Annotated in this window: 23 protein-coding genes; 10 read left to right on the top strand and 13 right to left on the bottom strand. The window is 66.7% G+C overall.

Translation table 11 applies throughout. The features are described from left to right. Entirely contained in the window at window positions 1–549 is a 549-nt protein-coding gene (locus QOD90_RS01085) for a TetR/AcrR family transcriptional regulator (protein ID WP_526345805.1), read from the bottom strand. Between the two features lie 63 nt (window positions 550–612). Between QOD90_RS01085 and QOD90_RS01080 the strand changes: the two genes are divergently transcribed. Continuing rightward, window positions 613–1,761, top strand: coding sequence for a DUF2867 domain-containing protein (locus QOD90_RS01080; protein WP_526345803.1), 1,149 nt, complete (start codon window positions 613–615; stop codon window positions 1,759–1,761). On the opposite strand, the gene QOD90_RS01075 is transcribed toward QOD90_RS01080, so the two are convergent. Further along, window positions 1,688–2,191 carry a hypothetical protein gene (locus QOD90_RS01075; RefSeq protein WP_526345801.1) on the bottom strand — a complete coding sequence of 168 codons (504 nt, stop codon included), beginning with the start codon at window positions 2,189–2,191 and terminating at the stop codon, window positions 1,688–1,690. The genes QOD90_RS01080 and QOD90_RS01075 overlap by 74 nt on opposite strands. 231 nt (window positions 2,192–2,422) lie before the next feature. On the opposite strand from QOD90_RS01075, the gene QOD90_RS01070 reads away from it, so the two are divergent. Next, window positions 2,423–3,682: a cytochrome P450 gene (locus QOD90_RS01070; RefSeq protein ID WP_526345799.1), complete on the top strand. Its 1,260-nt coding sequence runs from the start codon at window positions 2,423–2,425 to the stop codon at window positions 3,680–3,682. Window positions 3,683–3,835: 153 nt separating this feature from the next. Further along, a complete protein-coding gene (locus QOD90_RS01065) occupies window positions 3,836–4,066 on the top strand; it encodes a DUF6400 family protein (protein WP_526345797.1) in 231 nt (76 codons plus the stop codon). A 173-nt stretch (window positions 4,067–4,239) separates the two neighbouring features. Here QOD90_RS01065 and QOD90_RS01060 read toward each other — a convergent pair whose 3' ends face one another. Continuing rightward, a complete protein-coding gene (locus tag QOD90_RS01060) occupies window positions 4,240–4,605 on the bottom strand; it encodes a hypothetical protein (RefSeq protein WP_526345795.1) in 366 nt (121 codons plus the stop codon). Between the two features lie 152 nt (window positions 4,606–4,757). Between QOD90_RS01060 and QOD90_RS01055 the strand changes: the two genes are divergently transcribed. From QOD90_RS01055 to QOD90_RS01045, 3 genes are all read left to right on the top strand, one after another. Further along, complete coding sequence (locus QOD90_RS01055) at window positions 4,758–5,492, top strand: helix-turn-helix transcriptional regulator (RefSeq protein ID WP_526345830.1); 735 nt, start codon at window positions 4,758–4,760, stop codon at window positions 5,490–5,492. Between the two features lie 66 nt (window positions 5,493–5,558). Beyond that, the gene (locus tag QOD90_RS01050) at window positions 5,559–6,281 is read left to right on the top strand and encodes a FadR/GntR family transcriptional regulator (RefSeq protein ID WP_526345793.1); all 723 of its coding nucleotides are present in this window, start codon (window positions 5,559–5,561) and stop codon (window positions 6,279–6,281) included. Then, the gene (locus tag QOD90_RS01045) at window positions 6,278–6,949 is read left to right on the top strand and encodes a sterol desaturase family protein (protein ID WP_526345791.1); all 672 of its coding nucleotides are present in this window, start codon (window positions 6,278–6,280) and stop codon (window positions 6,947–6,949) included. Before QOD90_RS01050 ends, QOD90_RS01045 begins: the two co-directional genes overlap by 4 nt. Here QOD90_RS01045 and QOD90_RS01040 read toward each other — a convergent pair. The 3 genes from QOD90_RS01040 to QOD90_RS01030 are packed head-to-tail and all read right to left on the bottom strand — an operon-like array spanning window position 6,933 to window position 9,618. After that, complete coding sequence (locus QOD90_RS01040; RefSeq protein ID WP_526345789.1) at window positions 6,933–7,679, bottom strand: L,D-transpeptidase; 747 nt, start codon at window positions 7,677–7,679, stop codon at window positions 6,933–6,935. The genes QOD90_RS01045 and QOD90_RS01040 overlap by 17 nt on opposite strands. A gap of 54 nt (window positions 7,680–7,733) precedes the next feature. Beyond that, window positions 7,734–8,309 carry a Pr6Pr family membrane protein gene (locus tag QOD90_RS01035; RefSeq protein WP_526345828.1) on the bottom strand — a complete coding sequence of 192 codons (576 nt, stop codon included), beginning with the start codon at window positions 8,307–8,309 and terminating at the stop codon, window positions 7,734–7,736. A 37-nt stretch (window positions 8,310–8,346) separates the two neighbouring features. Next, a complete protein-coding gene (locus QOD90_RS01030; protein WP_526345787.1) occupies window positions 8,347–9,618 on the bottom strand; it encodes a DUF7159 family protein in 1,272 nt (423 codons plus the stop codon). Between the two features lie 253 nt (window positions 9,619–9,871). On the opposite strand from QOD90_RS01030, the gene QOD90_RS01025 reads away from it, so the two are divergent. Continuing rightward, the gene (locus QOD90_RS01025) at window positions 9,872–10,123 is read left to right on the top strand and encodes a hypothetical protein (RefSeq protein WP_526345785.1); all 252 of its coding nucleotides are present in this window, start codon (window positions 9,872–9,874) and stop codon (window positions 10,121–10,123) included. A 19-nt stretch (window positions 10,124–10,142) separates the two neighbouring features. Here QOD90_RS01025 and QOD90_RS01020 read toward each other — a convergent pair whose 3' ends face one another. Further along, window positions 10,143–11,090, bottom strand: a complete 948-nt coding sequence (locus QOD90_RS01020; RefSeq protein WP_526345783.1) for a threonine ammonia-lyase — start codon at window positions 11,088–11,090, stop codon at window positions 10,143–10,145. A gap of 44 nt (window positions 11,091–11,134) precedes the next feature. On the opposite strand from QOD90_RS01020, the gene QOD90_RS01015 reads away from it, so the two are divergent. Beyond that, window positions 11,135–11,608, top strand: coding sequence for an acyl-CoA thioesterase (locus QOD90_RS01015; RefSeq protein ID WP_526345781.1), 474 nt, complete (start codon window positions 11,135–11,137; stop codon window positions 11,606–11,608). Further along, window positions 11,605–12,660 carry an agmatinase gene (gene speB, locus QOD90_RS01010; RefSeq protein WP_526345779.1) on the top strand — a complete coding sequence of 352 codons (1,056 nt, stop codon included), beginning with the start codon at window positions 11,605–11,607 and terminating at the stop codon, window positions 12,658–12,660. The genes QOD90_RS01015 and speB overlap by 4 nt, the downstream gene beginning before the upstream one ends. Window positions 12,661–12,675: 15 nt before the next feature. Here the strand turns inward: speB and QOD90_RS01005 are convergent, their stop codons facing one another. From QOD90_RS01005 to QOD90_RS00980, 6 genes are all read right to left on the bottom strand, one after another. Continuing rightward, window positions 12,676–13,560: a cyclopropane mycolic acid synthase family methyltransferase gene (locus QOD90_RS01005; protein ID WP_526345777.1), complete on the bottom strand. Its 885-nt coding sequence runs from the start codon at window positions 13,558–13,560 to the stop codon at window positions 12,676–12,678. Window positions 13,561–13,811: 251 nt separating this feature from the next. Next, the gene (locus QOD90_RS01000) at window positions 13,812–14,291 is read right to left on the bottom strand and encodes a GNAT family N-acetyltransferase (protein WP_526345775.1); all 480 of its coding nucleotides are present in this window, start codon (window positions 14,289–14,291) and stop codon (window positions 13,812–13,814) included. After that, window positions 14,284–15,126 (bottom strand): cytochrome c biogenesis CcdA family protein, encoded by an 843-nt coding sequence (locus QOD90_RS00995; protein WP_526345773.1) that lies wholly within the window; start codon window positions 15,124–15,126, stop codon window positions 14,284–14,286. The genes QOD90_RS01000 and QOD90_RS00995 overlap by 8 nt, the downstream gene beginning before the upstream one ends. A 48-nt stretch (window positions 15,127–15,174) precedes the next feature. Next, entirely contained in the window at window positions 15,175–15,612 is a 438-nt protein-coding gene (locus QOD90_RS00990) for a redoxin domain-containing protein (RefSeq protein WP_526345826.1), read from the bottom strand. A gap of 174 nt (window positions 15,613–15,786) precedes the next feature. Continuing rightward, window positions 15,787–16,674 (bottom strand): TIGR03854 family LLM class F420-dependent oxidoreductase, encoded by an 888-nt coding sequence (locus QOD90_RS00985; protein ID WP_526345771.1) that lies wholly within the window; start codon window positions 16,672–16,674, stop codon window positions 15,787–15,789. A gap of 1 nt (window position 16,675) precedes the next feature. Continuing rightward, complete coding sequence (locus QOD90_RS00980; RefSeq protein WP_526345769.1) at window positions 16,676–17,458, bottom strand: class I SAM-dependent methyltransferase; 783 nt, start codon at window positions 17,456–17,458, stop codon at window positions 16,676–16,678. Between the two features lie 51 nt (window positions 17,459–17,509). Here QOD90_RS00980 and QOD90_RS00975 point away from each other — a divergent pair, with 51 nt between their 5' ends. Next, window positions 17,510–17,965: an SRPBCC family protein gene (locus tag QOD90_RS00975; RefSeq protein WP_526345767.1), complete on the top strand. Its 456-nt coding sequence runs from the start codon at window positions 17,510–17,512 to the stop codon at window positions 17,963–17,965. Window position 17,966: the final 1 nt, after the last annotated feature.

Raw genomic sequence — 17,966 nt, 5'->3', positions numbered from 1 at the left:
TCAGCCGAAGAGTAGCGCGGTGGCGCGCCCCAGCACCTGAGCGCGACTGCGGCCGTCGTGGTCGGCGGCGACGAAGTGATTGCCGATTGCCATTGAGAATGCCAGCAGGGCAAGGGCTTCCACGTCGTCGGCGTTGGTGCGAAACGTGGCGATCTGGCTGCGCAAGTAGTGCATTCGGCTGTTGTCGACGCGCCTCAATCGATCGGCGACCGCGCCATCGCGACGCGACCAGTCCCGCACCGCGAGGTCGACGGGTAGCAGGGCATCGGAGAACGTCAGCATGCCCGCCTTGCCGACCTTGGTGCGGGCATCACCGCCTTCGCGCTCGACCCGGTCCAGAACTTCGTCAGTGCTCCGCCGCTCCCAGGTGTCCAGCAGCTCGTCGAGAAAGGCTGGCCTGCTGTCGAATTGGTGGTAGAAGCCGCCGCGCGACACTCCGAGAGCCTGGGCGAGGACATCGACCCGCACGGCATCCGGGCCGCCGTCGGCCAGCGCCGCCAGGCCGGCGTCGATCCACTCCTCCCGCGAGGTCCGCGTGGGTGCGGGCATCAGCGTTGGTCGTATCGCGTTGACATGGAACAAGAATAAAGCATACAGTTGTGTATGGATACCGTGGGAACGAGATTGCCCCGCGAGGCACACACCTCGCGGCCCTGGCGCATTCACCAGATCGCACCAGAATTCGAAGTCCTTGACGTGTGGAGATTGCCGACCACGGGCGGCTCGGGTGACTTCCACCGCCTTCTCGCCGTGATGCGATCGCTGGATGCCGAACGATCCTCGCCCGTCGTGCACGCGTTGTTCGCCGCTCGATGGGCGCTCGGATGGCTGTTCCGCTGGGACGGTTCAAGCGACGGAATCGATTCCAGGGTCCCGAGTCTGCGCGACCGATTGCCCGTCGGGTGCGGTGGGGGCGGGAGTGTCGTTGACGAGGCGGACTCCTCCCCTGCCGACGCGCTGTCCGGGCGGTTCGCTCCGCTGTACGCCACCGACGACGAGGCGGCGTTGGAGATCGCCAACCGCACGGTGCACGGGGTGCTGCATCTCGGTTGGGTGCCGGACGGCTCCGGCGGCCATCACGGACAGATGGCGATTCTCGTCAAGCCCAACGGGCTGTTCGGTGCGGGATACCTGGCCGCCATCGCACCGTTCCGTCACCTGATCGTCTATCCGGCGATGCTGCGGGCCATCGGACGGGCGTGGCGGGATCAGGCTCCGGCCACGGCGTCGGTCAGGCAGGTCGACCCACCTGAAGACGTCCGCGATCTCAGCACGCTGGCCAGGGTGGATTACGCCGACGCGTTCGTCGTCGAGACCGCCACTTGCCCGGATTGGACGGCCGAGGGTTGGGCCAGGGTGGTATTGGAGGGGGCACCTGCCGAACTGCGGGCGAAGCTGTTGTCCAGTTGGACGGCGCTCGGGCTGAAGAACGGGACGTGCGGCGAGGCGATCCTGGGTTGGGAGGTACGCCACGCCAGTCCCGAGACCCTGTTACTCGGCAGAGATTCACGCGTCGGTATGCCCGGCGAACTGCTGTTCATGCGTCGCCCCGCGGGCTTGCTGTTCGCCACCTTCATTCACCACCAGACGGCGGTGACTCGCCCGCTGTGGGCGTCGGTGGAACACGCGCACGTGCGCACGGTGTCGGCTCTGCTCGAGCGGGCTTGCCGCGCGGCGGCAGACGAGGTTACGGAGTCGGCGGCGGCGGGTCGACCGGCGGGGCCGGCGGTGGAGGTACGAGCGCGGGGTCGCCGGGTGTGATCGGGACGTTGGGGCCGGGTGCCTGCTGCGGGATGGGCGTATCCATGCCGCGCTGGGCGACTCCCATGATCAGAGCTTCTCTACCGCTGATCTCGTGGTTCTGCACGGCCTGCCACAGGTCCTTCAGGTAGCTGACGTTCGGCGAGTCCGTGTCTTGGGGCACCATCGTCGAACCCGGCGGAAGCGCATCGGGGCTTGGCAGATGCGGGATTCCGTTGGGCGGTAGCACGCTTGGGTCGGTGCCAGCGGCCTGGACGATGGCATCCGGACCTGGCGCCGGAACGATCTCAAAAGGTGCGGGAGCCGGGGGCGGAGCGGGGTCCACGGGATCCGCGCCAGCCGGCGACGCCGTCGCCATGACTGCCAAGAAGAGACCCGACGCGCAGCTCGCCGCCACTGTCATGGTCTTGACCGTCTTCGTCGCTTTCATCTACCGACCCTTCCCCCTGTGGCTTCAGGGACTGATGTTGCTAGTGGGTCCATCCAGAATCACCCCATCTTCGTTACATCGCAATCCCGGCTGCTTGATTAATCACATTCTCATGATTGGCGATAACACGTTCTACTCGTGAGTTTTGGAAAGCCGCCTCGGTACCCGCGATCTGTGGTGTAGCAATGCCATATCCCACTAGACCGCGTCGTCGCGAGGAGTGCCCAAGACATGCCGGATACCGCGACCAGCCCGAACCTCCCGGCTGGATTCGACTTCACTGATCCCGACATCTACGCCGAGCGACTGCCGGTCGAAGAGCTCGCGCAGATGCGCAGAGTGGCCCCGATCTGGTGGAACGCACAACCGGACGGCATCGGTGGCTTCGGCGACGGCGGCTACTGGGTCGTCACCAAACACAAGGACGTCAAGGAGATCTCGCGGCGCAGCGACGTCTTCTCCAGCCTGGAGAAGACGGCATTGCCGCGATATGCGGACGGCACCGTTCAGGCACAGATCGACACGGGCAAGTTCGTGCTGTTGAACATGGACGCGCCGCACCACACGCACCTGCGCAAGATCGTCTCGCGGGCCTTCACGCCGCGCGCCGTGGAACAACTGCGCGCAGATCTCGCTTCGCGCGCCCGTGACATTGCCGAGAAGGCTGCGGCCGAGGGCACGGGTGACTTCGTCGAGCAAGTGTCCTGCGAGCTACCGCTGCAGGCCATCGCCGGCCTCATGGGCGTCCCCCAGGAAGACCGCAAGAAGCTGTTCGACTGGTCGAATCAGATGGTTGGCGACATGGATCCCGAGTTCGCCTCCAACGACGCGATCAGTGCCTCGGTCGAGTTGATCACCTACGGCATGCAGATGGCTGCCGAGCGGTCCGCGAATCCGGGCGACGACCTCGTCACCAAACTGGTTCAGGCCGACGTCGACGGGCACAAGCTCTCCGATGACGAGTTGGGCTTCTTCGTGATCCTGCTCGCGGTGGCCGGAAACGAGACCACTCGCAACTCGATCACGCAGGGAATGATGGCGTTCACCGACCATCCCGAGCAGTGGGAGCTGTTCAAGAGGGACCGTCCCGGGACCGCAGCCGACGAGATCGTCCGCTGGGCCACCCCGGTCACGTCCTTCCAGCGGACGGCCTTGGAAGACACCGAACTCGCTGGAGTGCCGATCAAGAAGGGGCAGCGAGTAGTGATGTTCTATCGCTCGGCCAACTTCGACGAGGACGTGTTCGACGATCCGTACACGTTCGACATCCTGCGCGATCCCAACCCGCACGTCGGCTTCGGCGGCACCGGGGCGCACTTCTGCATCGGCGCCAACCTGGCCAGGATGACGATCGACCTGATGTTCAACGCGATCGCGGACGCGATGCCTGACATCACCTCGTTGGCCAAGCCCGAGCGGCTGCGATCGGGCTGGCTGAACGGCATCAAGCACTGGCAGGTCGACTACACGGGAGCGTCTGCCGCTACGTGATCGGGTAGTCGAAGATCGAGCGCCAGTAGATCGGCGGCGCCGTCCGCCGATATGTGACGAACATCCCGTCCGGAACGTGGCGTAGGTCATTGCACGCAAAGAAGAGTTAGGCGACCCTAGCCTCACTTTTCCAATGACCCCCAGGAGGCCTCGATGGCCAACCTCGATTTCGCCTTGGACTTGACGCTCGACGAAGCGCGTCGTCGCAGCGCGATGCTGGAAGCGATCGGCGATGACTGGGACCCGGTCGCGGTCCTCGCCGAGGAGGACCAGGCGTACGACATGCTGTACGCCGACCTCGACGACCAGCAACAGCGCATCTACGACGAACTGGTCGCGGCCGGCGTGCTGCCCGATCGGTCGGTCCGCCATGTTGCCGATTGACCCGACCGCGGACCGCTCGCGACGTGCTTGGTTGCAGTGCCCGAGTTGCCGGTCCGGCCGCGGCTGCGGCGACTGCTCGAGTGGACGCAACTGCGCCACGCACTGGCAGTACCTGCTGAGCAACCAGGGCATGATCGTGCACCTGCAGTGCCCGGGGTGCGGTCATTTGTGGTCTACCGACACTCGCAAACGCCGTCAGCGGCGGACTGACGCAGCCTGATTCCGGCGACCTCCGGCGAAGGGTCGTAGTCGAAGATCGAGCGCCAGTAGTCCTCGGGAATCTCGGCCCCTGACTTCAGCACGATGGCCAGACCCGTCGCCATCGCAAGGCCCAGCAGGCCCAGCCACAACCCGGCCAGCGCAATGACGGCCCAGAGCGCGGTGGTCAGCATCGGCCACGGCGACACGGCGGCTAGGGCGGGGGCGAAGAAGAAGCCGAGCCCGATGTACCACGCCGAGCCGGCGCGGTCCGACGTCAGGACGAAGCGCAGCCACCTCGGAATCGGCGGTGGGGTCGCAGCGTCTCGGTGGGTTCGCATCGTGGATCCTTTCAGCCGTCCGTCCCGTCCACAGTGCGCTTGGCGAGGTAGCGCAAGCAATTACCTCCGACGTAGTGGATCGCGACGCGATTGCGGGTCAGACTGAGGCCGTGACGACAGCTCAGGTGCAGACTCCTCCCTTCGGGACGCTGATGCGGCAGTGGCGGCAACGGCGCCGCCTCAGCCAACTCGACCTGGCGATCGAGGCCGACGTCTCGTCACGGCACGTGAGCTTCGTGGAGACCGGACGCTCCGCGCCCAGTCGTGCCATGGTGTTGCGATTGGCCGCGGTGCTGGACGTGCCGCTGCGCGAGCAGAACCAGATGCTGTTGGCGGCCGGACTGGCGCCCGTCTACGCGGAACGCTCGCTGGACGACCCGGACATGGTCGCCGTCCGCGACGGCCTCGACAAGGTACTCAAGGCGTACGAGCCCTACCCGTGCCTGGCCGTCGACCGCGGCTGGAACATCGTTGCCGCCAATGCCGGGGCGGGCGTGTTGATGGAGGGGGTCTCGGCACACCTGTTCGATCCACCGAACGCGCTGCGCATCTCATTGCACCCGGAGGGGTTGGCACCTCGCATCCGCAACCTCGGCCAGTGGCGCCATCACGTGATCGGGCGGCTGCGTCGCGAGGTCGCGGTCAGTGGTTCGGAGGTGCTGGCCGGGCTGCTGACCGAGATCGAGTCCTATCCAGGCGGATTCGACGAGACACACGATATGGGCGGGGTGGTCGTTCCGCTGCAGTTGGACGGTCCCGACGGCTCGGTCCTGACCTTCCTGAGCATGGTGACGACGTTCGGCACGGCATTGGACCTGACTGCCGCGGAGCTCAGCATCGAGGCGTTTCTGCCCGCGGACGAGACGACGGCCGCGGCGCTGCGATGAGAAGCGGCGATCCGGCAACTGGTATGACCACTTGACCACTGACCATCAGCCTGTCATGGTGGGTGAATGGCACTGCAACCCGTCAACCGCCGGTCGGTACCCGAGGACGTCTTCGAGCAGATCGTCGCCGAAGTCCTCAATGGCGACATGCAGCCGGGCGAGGCACTGCCCAGTGAGCGGCGCCTCGCCGAGGTGCTCGGCGTATCCCGGCCTGCCATTCGCGAGGCCATCAAGCGCCTCACCGAGACCGGCCTCGTCGAAGTGCGTCAGGGGGACGCCACCACCGTCCGCGACTTCCGGCGCCACGCCGGCCTGGACCTGCTCCCCCGGCTACTGATCCGCGCCGGCGAGGTCGACGTGACCGTCGTGCGCAGCATCCTCGAGACCCGGCTGCACAACGGCCCCAAGATCGCCGAACTCGCCGCCCTCCGCCGTCAGCCCGAGCTGGCCGAGACTCTCGATGCCTCGATCGAGACGCTCGCCGCCGAGGACGACCCCGTCGAACGTCAACGGCACGCCCTGACGTTCTGGGATCACGTCGTCGATGGAGCGGACTCGATCGCATTTCGCTTGATGTACAACACACTTCGTGCGACGTACGAGCCTGCGCTGCCTGCGCTGGCTGTCATGATGTCCGCCGAGGTGGGCCGTCCCGACGCCTACCGCGACATCGCGAACGCGATCAGAGCTGGTGATCCGGCCGCGGCCGGACGGGCCGCGTGCGACCTGCTCGAACCCGCGACCGTCGCACTGCTCAGCGCCCTTGACGAACTGGAGGTCAACTCATGACCACGACGACCCGCCCCGAACGCCGGAGCTTCACGCTTGCCGATGCCGGGCGGGAGTTCTCGACGCACCCGTCGCCGTGGATGATCGGCGCCATCCTGGTCGGGGCGCTCACCGCGCGAATCATGTTCGGCGACTGGCAGTTCACCGACGCGGTGGTGCCGTTGGTGATGCTCGCCGTCTTCCCGTTCTTCGAATGGGTGGTCCACGTCTTCATCCTGCATTGGCGTCCCCGACGTCTCGGCCCCATCACCGTCGACCCGCTGCTGGCGCGCAAGCACCGCGAGCATCACACCGACCCCCGGCAGGTACCGCTGATCTTCATCCCGTGGCGCGCACTGCTGTGGGTATTGCCCGTCTCGGTGGCGATTGCGCTGCTTGCCTTTCCGCGCCAGGGCCTTGGCCTGACCTACCTGGTGTTCCTCGGTGTGCTCGGCCTTGGCTACGAATGGTGCCATTACCTGATTCACAGCGACTACAAGCCGAAAAGCCGGGCATATCGGGCGATTTGGCGCAACCACCGTCAGCATCACTTCAAGAACGAGCACTACTGGTTCACGGTGACGAGCGCGGGTACGGCCGACCGCGTGCTCGGCACCCACCCCGACGTCGCGGACGTTGCGGCCTCACCGACCGCGAAGAACCTCCACGCAGCTACGCCTGGACGATGATGGGATCGCCGATGTTGACCTGGTCGTAGTACCAGGCGGCGTTGTCGGGGCTCAGGTTGATGCAGCCGTGGCTCACGTTCGAGTTGCCCTGCGACGCCACCGACCAGGGTGCGCCGTGCACGTAGACACCGCCCCAGGTGACCCGAACCGCGTTGTAGACGGTCAGTTTGTACCCCTCGGGGTCGCTCAGTGGGATGCCGATGGTTCGGGAATCCATGATGACCGGCGACTGCTTCTCCAGTGCGGTGAATGAGCCGACCGGCGTGGGGTGCTTGGGCTTGCCCATCGAGGCAGGCATGTCGCGTGCCACCTGACCGTCGATGCTGACGGTGAACCTGTGAGCATCGATATCGGCGACGCCAACCACCGAAGCGCCCGCGTCGAAGCTGGTCTTGGCACCGCCCACCGACAGCGCGATCGTCGAGTGCGCCGGCCAGTAGCTACTCGGATTCCATTGCACCACATCGTTCTTCAACCAGACGAAGTTGCCCTGAGGGGCGTTCGGCGAGGTGATGCTGAAGGACCGCTCGGCGGCGGCGCGGTCGGCAACGGGTTCGGCGAACGTCACCGTCACCGGCATCGCCACCCCGACGACCTGGCCAGGGGCGGGTGAGATTTTCGCGACGGCAACTGGTCCTGGGGCCGCGGCTAGGCCGGTACCCACCGAACCACTCAACAAAAGGGTCGCAATTCCCGCCACCGACAACACATATCGCAGAGCTACGCGCAACTGACCAACCTCCGAATGACGGGCTTTCCTAGATGATAGTTCGGTTTGCGACCGCTAAGCGTTAGCCGGCCTTGGGCGAGCCACTGCCAGCAGCAGGTAGCCGAGGCCCAGGAACCCTGCCGCAAGCAGGGTGACGTTGACCGCCACCGCGGCGAGTCCGACGCTGCCTGGATCGAGGAAGTAGTACGGCGCCCGGCGTCCCGCCCGATTCAGGACGACCAGCGCCAGCCCAAGGTAGGCGGCCGGGTAAGCCAACCAGGCGATCGGTTGCCACCACTTGGCGGAGCCGGCCTCGCGGCCGATCAGGAGCCAGTCGGCGACGGCGAGTACCGGGACGACGACGTGCAGCAGGAAGTTGGCGGGCGTGTAACCCATGCTGCGCCCGGTCAGCAGCAGATTCCAGACCACCCCCGCGACCAGGACGTAGAGCACGACCGCACCGCGCAGCCCGGTACGGGCATCGGCCCTCGACGAGAACAGCGTCCACGCGTAGTAGGCCGCTGCAAGGATGTTGGCCTGATAGGTGAAGGTGATCAAACGCCATCCCACCCCTGATCGCGAGGTGAACTCCACGGCGAGCATGGCGACCGCCACGGCGAGCACGATCGTCGCGCGGAGGGAAAGACGCAGGGCGGCACGTGTCGCCGGTACTCGGGACGTCGTCAACCTAGCCGGGCCCGGGCGTCAGCTTCTCTTTGATGCGCGTCCAGATGCCCGGCTTCTTCGCAGGCACCGGCTGGATCACCGGAGGTGCGACGTCGGACGGGAGCTGCGTGCCCTGCACGGGCGGCGTCAGCGCTGGGTCGACGGGCGGCGTGAGGGCGGGATCGACCGGCGGGGCGAGGGCTGGGTCGACGGGTGCGGCATCGGGAGCCTGGTCGGAGGGCGCCTCGGCAGGAGTGTCCACGATCGCCACCGGCGGCTCGTCGTACACGGGTGGGAGCGCCTCCGGTGGGGGTGGGAGCGCGGCCTCGACGACCGGCGACGGCGGGACGGCGACCGGTGGCGGCAGGACCGGACGGACCGCGACGGGCTTCTCGACCTGCGCGGCAGGAACCGGTTCGTGTGGCTGAGCCACGCGGGTCGGTGACAGCTGCAGGCTGATCGCGATCGACACCGAGACGACGAACGTGACGGCGCCGACGGCCAACATGGCGACCGGGCCGACAGTGGACAACGCGCGACTCCGCCCGCTCCGGGCAGCGAGAGCGTGTCGCTGCCGCGAGTCGTTGCGAGCATCGACGACGAAGCCGTCGTCGAACAGGTCGAGGGGCATCTCGGTGCTCTGCGCCGAGGCAAGGGCCGCGCCACGGGCGAGCGCCAGCTTCGCCTCCTCCGGTGCGAACACCGGCACCGACAGCGCATCCTCGAGTTGGTGAAGGATCGGCTCGAAGCCGCCCGTCGAACCGACCACGACGAGCGCCTCCGGCGCCCAGTCGGCGCGGGTGAAGACCGTGCTCAGCCAGCTGATCAGCGCGGCATCGGAATCGATGGCGTGGTTGAACGCCGTCTGCACCGCACCATCGCTGGTGTTGACGATCAGCGAGATGACCGACTCGGGTTCGATGACACACACCGCCGTCGTCGCGTATCCGAGAACCTCGGCGATCCCCCGCGCCAACGCTTCGGTGGCCTCCGGCAGGCGGATCGCGACCACGTTGTCGAAACCGGATTCCGAGAGCGATTCGATCAGCATCGAGGCCTGTAGATCGGCGTCCTCGCTCCAGGTCACGCCGATCGAGTGCAGACGCAGGCCCCGGGTCGCGGCGATCGCCTCGGTGCGCAAGACCGCAGCCGTTGCCTGCTCAGAAGTGTGAATGCCACCTTCGGCCACCGCGAACGAGTCGCGATCCATCGTCGCACCGTCGGCGTCTTGTCCTTCAACGAGGACGAGACCGACCGACGTCGGAGTCATCGACAAGCCGAGGACCGCGTCCACATGTACCCTTTCGGACCCACGAGGCGGCCACGCGCGGGCAGCACCAGCGTGGAGAACCATTCCGCGCGACGATACCCGTTCGCCGGACTATGGGCTCGCCGGGGCCCGCAGCTTGATGGAGGGCGCGCACTGATGCGGGGAATTGACCTCGACGCCTTTTCCGAGTTGTGACCTGTCGTAAACCGAAACCGGCCTACTGCGGAGTGATGATGGAACGGCGTTAGCTCGCAGCTACATCGGCGGAGGAGGGGTCATGTCCCCAACGGCACTTCTGGTGGACGGTTCAGTCGCTCCGGCGGCGACATCGCCCGATGATTCGATCGATGGGTTCGAGCAGGGCCTGGTCTCCGTGCATCATCTCGGTCTTGGCAACGCGACGGCCAGGTGCTCTTGTGGCTGGGCCGGCCGGCGCAGGCGTCTCAAGGCAGCCGCGGAACAGGACGCCTGGGTCCATTCGATACACGACAGGTGCAAGGTCTCGTCACCGCTGGTGCTCGCCTGGTAATCCGGTACGCGCGGACGGATCAGGCGGTGAGGATCTCGGCGAGCAGTGCGGGTTCGACGTTGCCGCCGGACACGATGAGAACCGTCGGGCCCTGCGGCGTTTCGTGGCGTCGATAAGCCGCGAGCGCCGTCGCGCCGCTGGGCTCGGCCACCAGATGGGCACGTAGCGCGATCTCGCGAACTGCCCCACGAATGTCGTTCTCGGACACCGTGATCACGCCATCCAGCACTTTCTGCAGATGGGCGAACGTCAGGTCCGACGGCTGCGATCGAAGCCCGTCGGCGATGGTTCGGTTGCGATCCTCGATGGACCAGTCGACGCGGTGCCCGGCCGCCAGGCCCTCGGCGGTGTCGGCGGCGAGCTCGGGTTCCACGCCGAGCACCGTGGCCAGTGGTGCCAGCGCCCTGATGGCGGTGCCGACGCCGGATGCCAAGCCGCCGCCGCTGACCGGCATCAGGACGGCGGCGACATTTGGCAAATCCTCGGCGATCTCGAGTCCGATGGTGCCCTGCCCCGCGATGACGTCGGGATGGTCGAACGGCGGGATTAGAACCCCGCCGGTCCTGGTCACCACCTCGTCCGCGACCTTCTCGCGTGCACCGGCCGCGCACAGCACCACGTCCGCGCCGTAACGACGGGTGGCGGCGATCTTGACGCTGGGTGTCTCCTCGGGCATGACGATCGAAGCGCCGATGCCGAAGGCCGCGGCCGCGTAGGCCACGGCCTGGGCGTGGTTGCCGCTGGAGTAGGCGACGACTCCCCGCGCGCGGGTGGCGTCGTCGAGCCGCGCGATCGCGTTGAACGCACCACGGACCTTGAAGGCGCCGATCGCCTGGAGGTTTTCCGGCTTCAGCCACAACGGGCGGTCCGGATCACCCCATGGCGCGGGAATCAGTGGCGTGCGGACGATCGACCCGCGGATCCGATCGGCCGCTGCTCGGATGTCGTCGATCGTCACCAATTGCATGATCTGAGTCTGTCAGTCGGCGCGAGGCTGCAAGGGTGTGCGGTGTGTCCGAACCCTTCTCGCTGCCGATCGTTCCGCGCTACGCCGAGGTCGATCAGCAGGGCGTGGTGTTCAACGGCCACTACCTGACGTGGTTCGACGAGGCATCGACCGCCTTCTTCGACCACCTGGGTCTGCCCTTCACCGAGTTCAATGCCTGGGGACTCGACGTTCAGGTGGTGCACGCGGAGATCGACTTTCTCGCACCCGTCCGCTGGCGTGACGAGGTGCGCGTCGAACCCCGGTGCGAGTCGACGGGCACGACGAGTTTCACGCTTCGATTCGACGTACTCCGACGCGGTGACGACGGAGCCGACGTCGCGGCGGCCCGTGGACGCAGCGTGTACGTCGTCGTATCGACGGACGACTGGGCCAAGCGCGAGGTGCCTCGAGGATTGCGGGAGGCGCTCACTTCCGTTGCGGGTCAAGGTCAGAACGCCACGGACGGCGGTACCGAGAAAGGTACTGTCACCCCATGAGCCACGATCACGGCGACCAAAGACCGCATCGCGAACTCCCCCCGGGGATGGCTGAGCAACTCGACTTGCCCTATTCGGGGCTCGCGACATTCGGTCATCGTCCATTCCTGACCGAGGTCGAGCAACTCGATTCCTGGCGTCCCGACGTCGCGATCGTCGGCGCTCCCTTCGACGTCGGAACGACCAACCGGCCCGGCGCCCGGTTCGGCCCGCGGGCCATTCGGGCGACGGCGTACGAGCCGGGGACCTATCACATGGATCTGGGCCTGGAGATCTTCGATTGGCTGGAGGTCGTCGACTTCGGTGACGCGTTCTGCCCGCACGGCATGACCGAGGTGTCGCACGCCAACATCAAGGAGCGGGTCGCCGCCGTCGCCTCGCGCGGCATCGTGCCCGTCGTGCTCGGCGGGGACCATTCCATCACCTGGCCATCGGCGACCGCGGTGGCCGACGTACACGGTTACGGCAACGTCGGCATCGTCCACTTCGATGCGCACGCCGACACGGCCGACATCATCGACGGCAACCTCGCCAGCCACGGCACCCCGATGCGTCGGCTGATCGAGTCGGGTGCGGTCCCCGGAACGCACTTCGTTCAGGTTGGGCTACGCGGCTACTGGCCACCGCAGGACACCTTCGAGTGGATGCAGGAGCAGGGCATGGTCTGGCACACCATGCAGGAAATCTGGGAGCGCGGGTTCAAGGCAGTCATGGTCGACGCCGTAGGAGAGGCGCTCGCCAAGGCGGACAAGCTCTATCTGTCCGTCGACATCGACGTCCTCGATCCAGCGCACGCGCCTGGCACCGGCACCCCGGAACCCGGCGGCATCACCAGCGTCGACCTACTGCGGATGGTGCGCCAACTCTGTTACGAGCACGACGTTGCAGGTGTCGACGTCGTGGAGGTGTCCCCCGCCTATGACCACGCCGAACTCACGGTGAACGCCGCGCACCGGGTGGTCTTCGAGGCACTCGCGGGGATGGCCGCCAGACGGCGCGACGCCGCGGGCGCCGAGATGGGACCGCCTGGCCGGCGGCCGCCATCGGCGTGACGTCGCGGAGCCCGGTCAGGACTTGGTGAGGGTGAACTGGCAGATGTCGGTGTAGCCCTCGGTGAAGAGTTCGGCGCAGCCGGTCAGATACCGCATATAGCGGTCGTAGACCTCTTGGGACTGGATCTCGATGGCCTCGTCCCTGCGTGCCTCGAGCGCGTTCGCCCAGATCTCCAAGGTGCGGGCGTAGTGCATCCGCAGGGGCTGGATCCTCTTGATCTCGAAACCCGCCTTGGTGGCGTGCCTTTCGACGTCCTCCACCTTGGGAAGCATTCCGCCGGGGAAGATCTCGTCCATGATGAACTTGAAGAACTTCAGCTTCGTCATGGTCAACGGCAGCTTGCGTTCGACGAACTCAGCGTCGCTGGGCTTGATGATCGTGTGCAGCATCATCACGCCGTCGTCGGGGAGTGCCGAATAGGCCATCTTGAAGAAGTCGTCGTAGCGGTCGCTGCCGAAGTGCTCGAACGCGCCGATGGACACGATCCGATCGACGGGCTCGTGGAACTGCTCCCAGCCCTCAAGCAGAACCTCTTTGCTTCGCGGGCTGCCCGACTTCGCGAGAAGCTCCTTGACAGCCAGTTGCTGGTTCTTGCTCAGCGTCAGGCCGATGACGTTGACGTCGTAGCGTTCGACGGCGCGGTTGATGGTGGCGCCCCAACCGCAACCGATGTCCAACAGCGTCATGCCGGGCTTGAGTCCCAGCTTGCCGAGGGACAGATCGATCTTGGCGATCTGCGCCTCTTCGAGCGTCATGTCATCGCGCTCGAAGTAGGCACAGCTGTAAGTCTGGGTCGGATCCAGGAAGAGCCGGAAGAAGTCGTCGGACAGGTCATAATGCGCCTGTACGTCCTCGAAGTGCGGCTCCAGGCCCTGGGTATCACGTTGTGTGTCTGGCAAGTTTCAGCCTTCGGCGTCTGGATTGAGTGTCGTCAGCGGCTCCGCGGGCTGGAGAGCCTCCCCCGTACGTCTGCGCAATTCACGAAGAATACCCGAAGCGGGAAGTCAACAACCAATCCGTTCGCCGCATCACGGCGGTGCGTCACGAAGCCGTAATGCGAACCTCCCGCGACCATGCAGGCCACTACCGCCGGCGCGACGCGACAGTCGCCCGGTTCGGAAAGTGTGTTTGCTGAACTCACAGGTACCGTTCAGCCGTCCTGCCGGATCAGCAACGTGTAGGTGACCTCGCCGCCATTTTGACGGCACCGATGGGCGCCCGAGGCGATGAATCCGAGCCGTCGGGCGAGCGCCAGGCTCCGCGAGTTCCACGCCTGGACCACTGCCCGCACCGAAGTGGCCGGGAATCGCCGACGGACGTCGTCGAGCACGGTCAGCGCGAACTCCTCGCCGTGGCCCCTGCCGACGAACTCGGGTGCCATCCCCACCCCCAGATCGACCACCGACTCGTCGGCGACGAGGCCGGGCACCCGCGCGTCGTCGCCGAGGCAGTAGAACCCGACCAATCTGCCGTCGGCTGCGGACACGATGGCGCGGCGGCCATTGGCCGGTGGGTGGTCCGCGCGCTGGTCGTACACCGACCACCTTTCGTCGTAACGCCATCTGCTGGCCGCTTCGGAGTCGGCCGCGGACCAGGCGCGCACCACCAACGACTCCGGCCACTCAGGCACGGCGCCGCCAGGACCACGCCGCGACACCGAGCACCAGTACGACGAGCCCCACCAACCACGGCCAGCCGCCCTGGCGGTAGACCCAGCCGGCGAGCATCGACTGAACTCGGCCCGCCGCCCCGATGATGGGGTCCTGCCCGTCACTGGTCCCGCGGATCAGGCTCAACTCGTACCACCCGTAGTACGCGACGTACGCGCCGACGAGCAGCAGCAGAATGCCGCTGACCCGGTTCAGGTAGGGCAGCGCTCGGCGCAGTCGGTCCACCAGGCCCGAGCCCGCGAGCGCAGCCGCCACCGCGAGGGTGCCGACGATCAGCGTCAGGCCTGCCGTGTAGGCAAGGAGCGCGCGAAGGCCCCCATTCGACGAGCCGACGCCGATGCCGGTGACCGCGAGGAAGGGGCCGATCGTGCACGACAGCGATGCCAGCGCGTAGCTGATGCCGTAGCCGAACATCGACCCAAGGGCGGCCGTCGGTCCCCAGCGGGTGCTGCCCGCGAACGGATCTCTAATCGGCACCCTGAGATCATGGTCGAGAAGCTGCCAAACACCAAGTGCGACAAGGATGATACCGATCAGCACGGTGCCGTACGGCACGTACCGCTGCGCCGCGTTTGCGGCCGACACCGTGAGCAACCCGAACGCACCGAAGACGGTCACGAATCCGACCGCCATCACCGCGGTGGCGAGCAGCGCTCGACTCAGTGCCGACGCGGACCCGGCTCTGCCCCCGTTCACGACCAGCATCAGGTAGGCAGGCAGCATCGCGAAGCCGCACGGATTGAGGGCTGCCACCAGCCCGGCGCCGAACGCCAGCCCGAGACCGTCGGACCCCACCGCTACGTAACCGCTTTCCCGGGTCGCTTCGCTCCGCCCTCCGACGACCTACCGGGTAAGCGCCGCGACCCGGTCCGCGAGTTCCTGTTGCGGCATGGCCGAAGTCGGATTGTTCACGAACGTGGATGACCCGTCGGGTCGGTAGAACACGTACGCGGGCTGCCACGGCACGTTGAACCGCGCCCAGATGGAGCCATCCGCGTCGTTGAGGTTGGTGAAGCCGAGGTGGTACTTGTCCACGAAGTTCTGCATCGCGCCCGGATCGGAGCGGGCCGCGACCCCGACGAACTTCACCCCTGGGTTGGCGGCGGCCACCGCGCTCACCGACGGTGCCTCGGCATTGCAGAACGGACACCACGGCGTCCAGAACCACAGCACCGCGGGCTTGCCCGCGAGACTGGCTCCGTCGAACGCCCCGCCCGAGAGGGTTGTCCCGCTGAACTGGAGGCGGTCATCGGCCCTGGCGGTCGGCGGGCTGCCCAGCATGACTGCGGCGACGACGATGGCGATCGCCACCGCGAACCAGGCAGACCGTGCGTGCGTTCGCGATCTCAAACCGTTCATGGCCCATCTCCTTACCCCGGTTGATCCGGCTCAGACTCGAGTGAACACACTCAGGGCACGCTCGAGCGGGGCGTTTGGTTCAACGTCACCGCCCGGTCAGTTCTCCCGCGGCAGCAGTTCGGCGGCGAAGCGGTCGACGAATTCGTCGGTGCTTCCGCCACCGGTGGGGCGGATGACGAACTTGGTCAGCCCGGCGTCGAGGTAGCCGTCGATCATGCGATGCAACTGCGGCCAACCGTCGGCGACCAACGCGGTCGGGTCGACGTCGGGCCGACGCTTGCGGATCGCCGCGAGAACCTCGTCCGGCAGCCCGTTCTCGGCGACGGCGACGTTGATGCCATAGTGGTCGGGTTCGACGGAGCGCCCCGCCTCCGCGGCGGCCGCCTCGATGAGCTCACGGCCGCGGCGGGCTTCGTCGGGGGTCAGGAAACTGCCAAGCCAACCGTCGCCGAGCCGACCGATCCGGCGGAAGCCGGCAGGCGCAGAGCCCCCCAACCAGATGTCGAGCGGCTTCGCCGGGCGCGGTCCCACCGCCATCGAGGTGGCTGTGAAGTAGTCGCCGGCGAAGTCGGTCCCTTCCGAGCTCAGCGCCGCCTTGAGCAGTTGCAGGGATTCGTCGAAGACTGCGGCACGCTGCCCGTCGGGCACCACGAAGACGTCCCGCTCGGCGGGGATCGCGGAGCGAAGGCCGAAGACCGGCAGGACTCGCTTGGGCGCCAGCGCGGCCAGCGACGCCAACTGCTTGGCGACCAACACCGGGTGACGTCCTGGCAGGATCACCACCGACGTGCCCACCTTGAGGTTGGTCGTCCGGGCCAGGGCATATGCCATGCCGACGAACGGGTCGACGGCGTCGGTGTAGACGAGCTCCGAGAACCACAACGAGTCGATGCCCGCGGATTCGAGCCGGTCGACGAGGTCGGGCAGTTTCTCGGGAGTGGCTTCTGGGCCCGCGCCGAGCCCGACACCGAATCGAATCTTCACCTCAGCCAGTCTCCCCGCGGTGGAGCCGGGCCCGCATCTGCATGAAGCGGAAGAGCCCCTGGGCGCCCGCGATCGGCTCGTATCGGTCGATCTGCTCGGAGACGAACGGCGCGCGAAGATCGTCGGGCAGGCGGTCGGTCCAGGCCGTGGATCCCATCGCGGACCAGCCGAGGAAGGCTTCGCGCGATCCGAAGTCCCATTCGCGGTCGGTCACGGTCACGTCGTCGAGCGTCAACCCTGCTGCCGCGGCGAGTGCTCCGTAGCGGTCGGGGTCCACGTGAACGAAGGGCGCCTCGAAGCCCGCGAACCACTGCGCCCACTGCGGCTCGCGACACAGCGTCATGGCGACGGCCTCCAAACTTGGCCGCTCGCTCGCGCACACCACCTGGACCGTCAGCGATCCTCCCGGTTTCAGCACCGTGGCGATCTGGCGAAGGGCGCGCTCCTGCTCAGGCACCCAATGCAAGGCGTTGAACGACACCGCGGCGTCGAAGCTTTCGCCGAAGGGCAGCGCGCGTGCGTCGGCGATCACGAACCACGGACCGGATGCGCGCGTGGCGACCGATTGAGCCGCCGTGGCCACCATCCGGTGCGACGGATCTGCCCCCACCACCAAGCCCTGCGGCGTCAGCGACGCGATCGCACCCGTGAGAAAGCCATCGCCGCAACCGATGTCGAGGACGTGGTCGCCTCCGCGGAACTCGAGTCCTGTCATCGCCTCCGTGATCATCGACCGCTGCAGGCCGCTGAGCCTGGCGTACTCCTCACCGCTCCAGTCCGTCACACGCCTATGGTGACACCAACCAGGCACCCGACGATGGAAACAGGTCCAGACATGCAGGCATCAGTCACCGTTGCGATGGACGCTCCCGCCGAGCAGATCTGGGACCTCGTCGCCGATGTCCGCAATACGGGCAAGTTCTCGCCGGAGACCTTCGAAGCGGAATGGCTCGATGGCGCCACCGGGCCAGCACTGGGCGCCAAGTTCCGCGGTCACGTCAAACGCAACGAAATCGGGCCCATCTACTGGACGACGTGTCGCGTCACCGCGTGTGAGCCGGGAAGTGAGTTCGGCTTCGAGGTGCTCATGGGCGATCGAGCGGTGAACAACTGGCACTACCGCTTCACTCCGGTGGACGATGGCACCGAGGTCACCGAGTCGTTTCGGATGACCGAGGGTCTGATGACCACGGTGTTCGGCCTCATCGGCGGCCAACTTCGCAAGCGGCGCAACATTCGTGACATGCGCACGACGCTGGAGCGGATCAGGGCCGTCGTCGAGGCGCCCTGAT

This window comes from Mycobacterium sp., assembly GCF_032161845.1.
GTDB lineage: Bacteria > Actinomycetota > Actinomycetes > Mycobacteriales > Mycobacteriaceae > Mycobacterium.
Note: the sequence above shows the minus strand (reverse complement) of the source record. Positions and strands in the feature narration are given on the sequence as shown.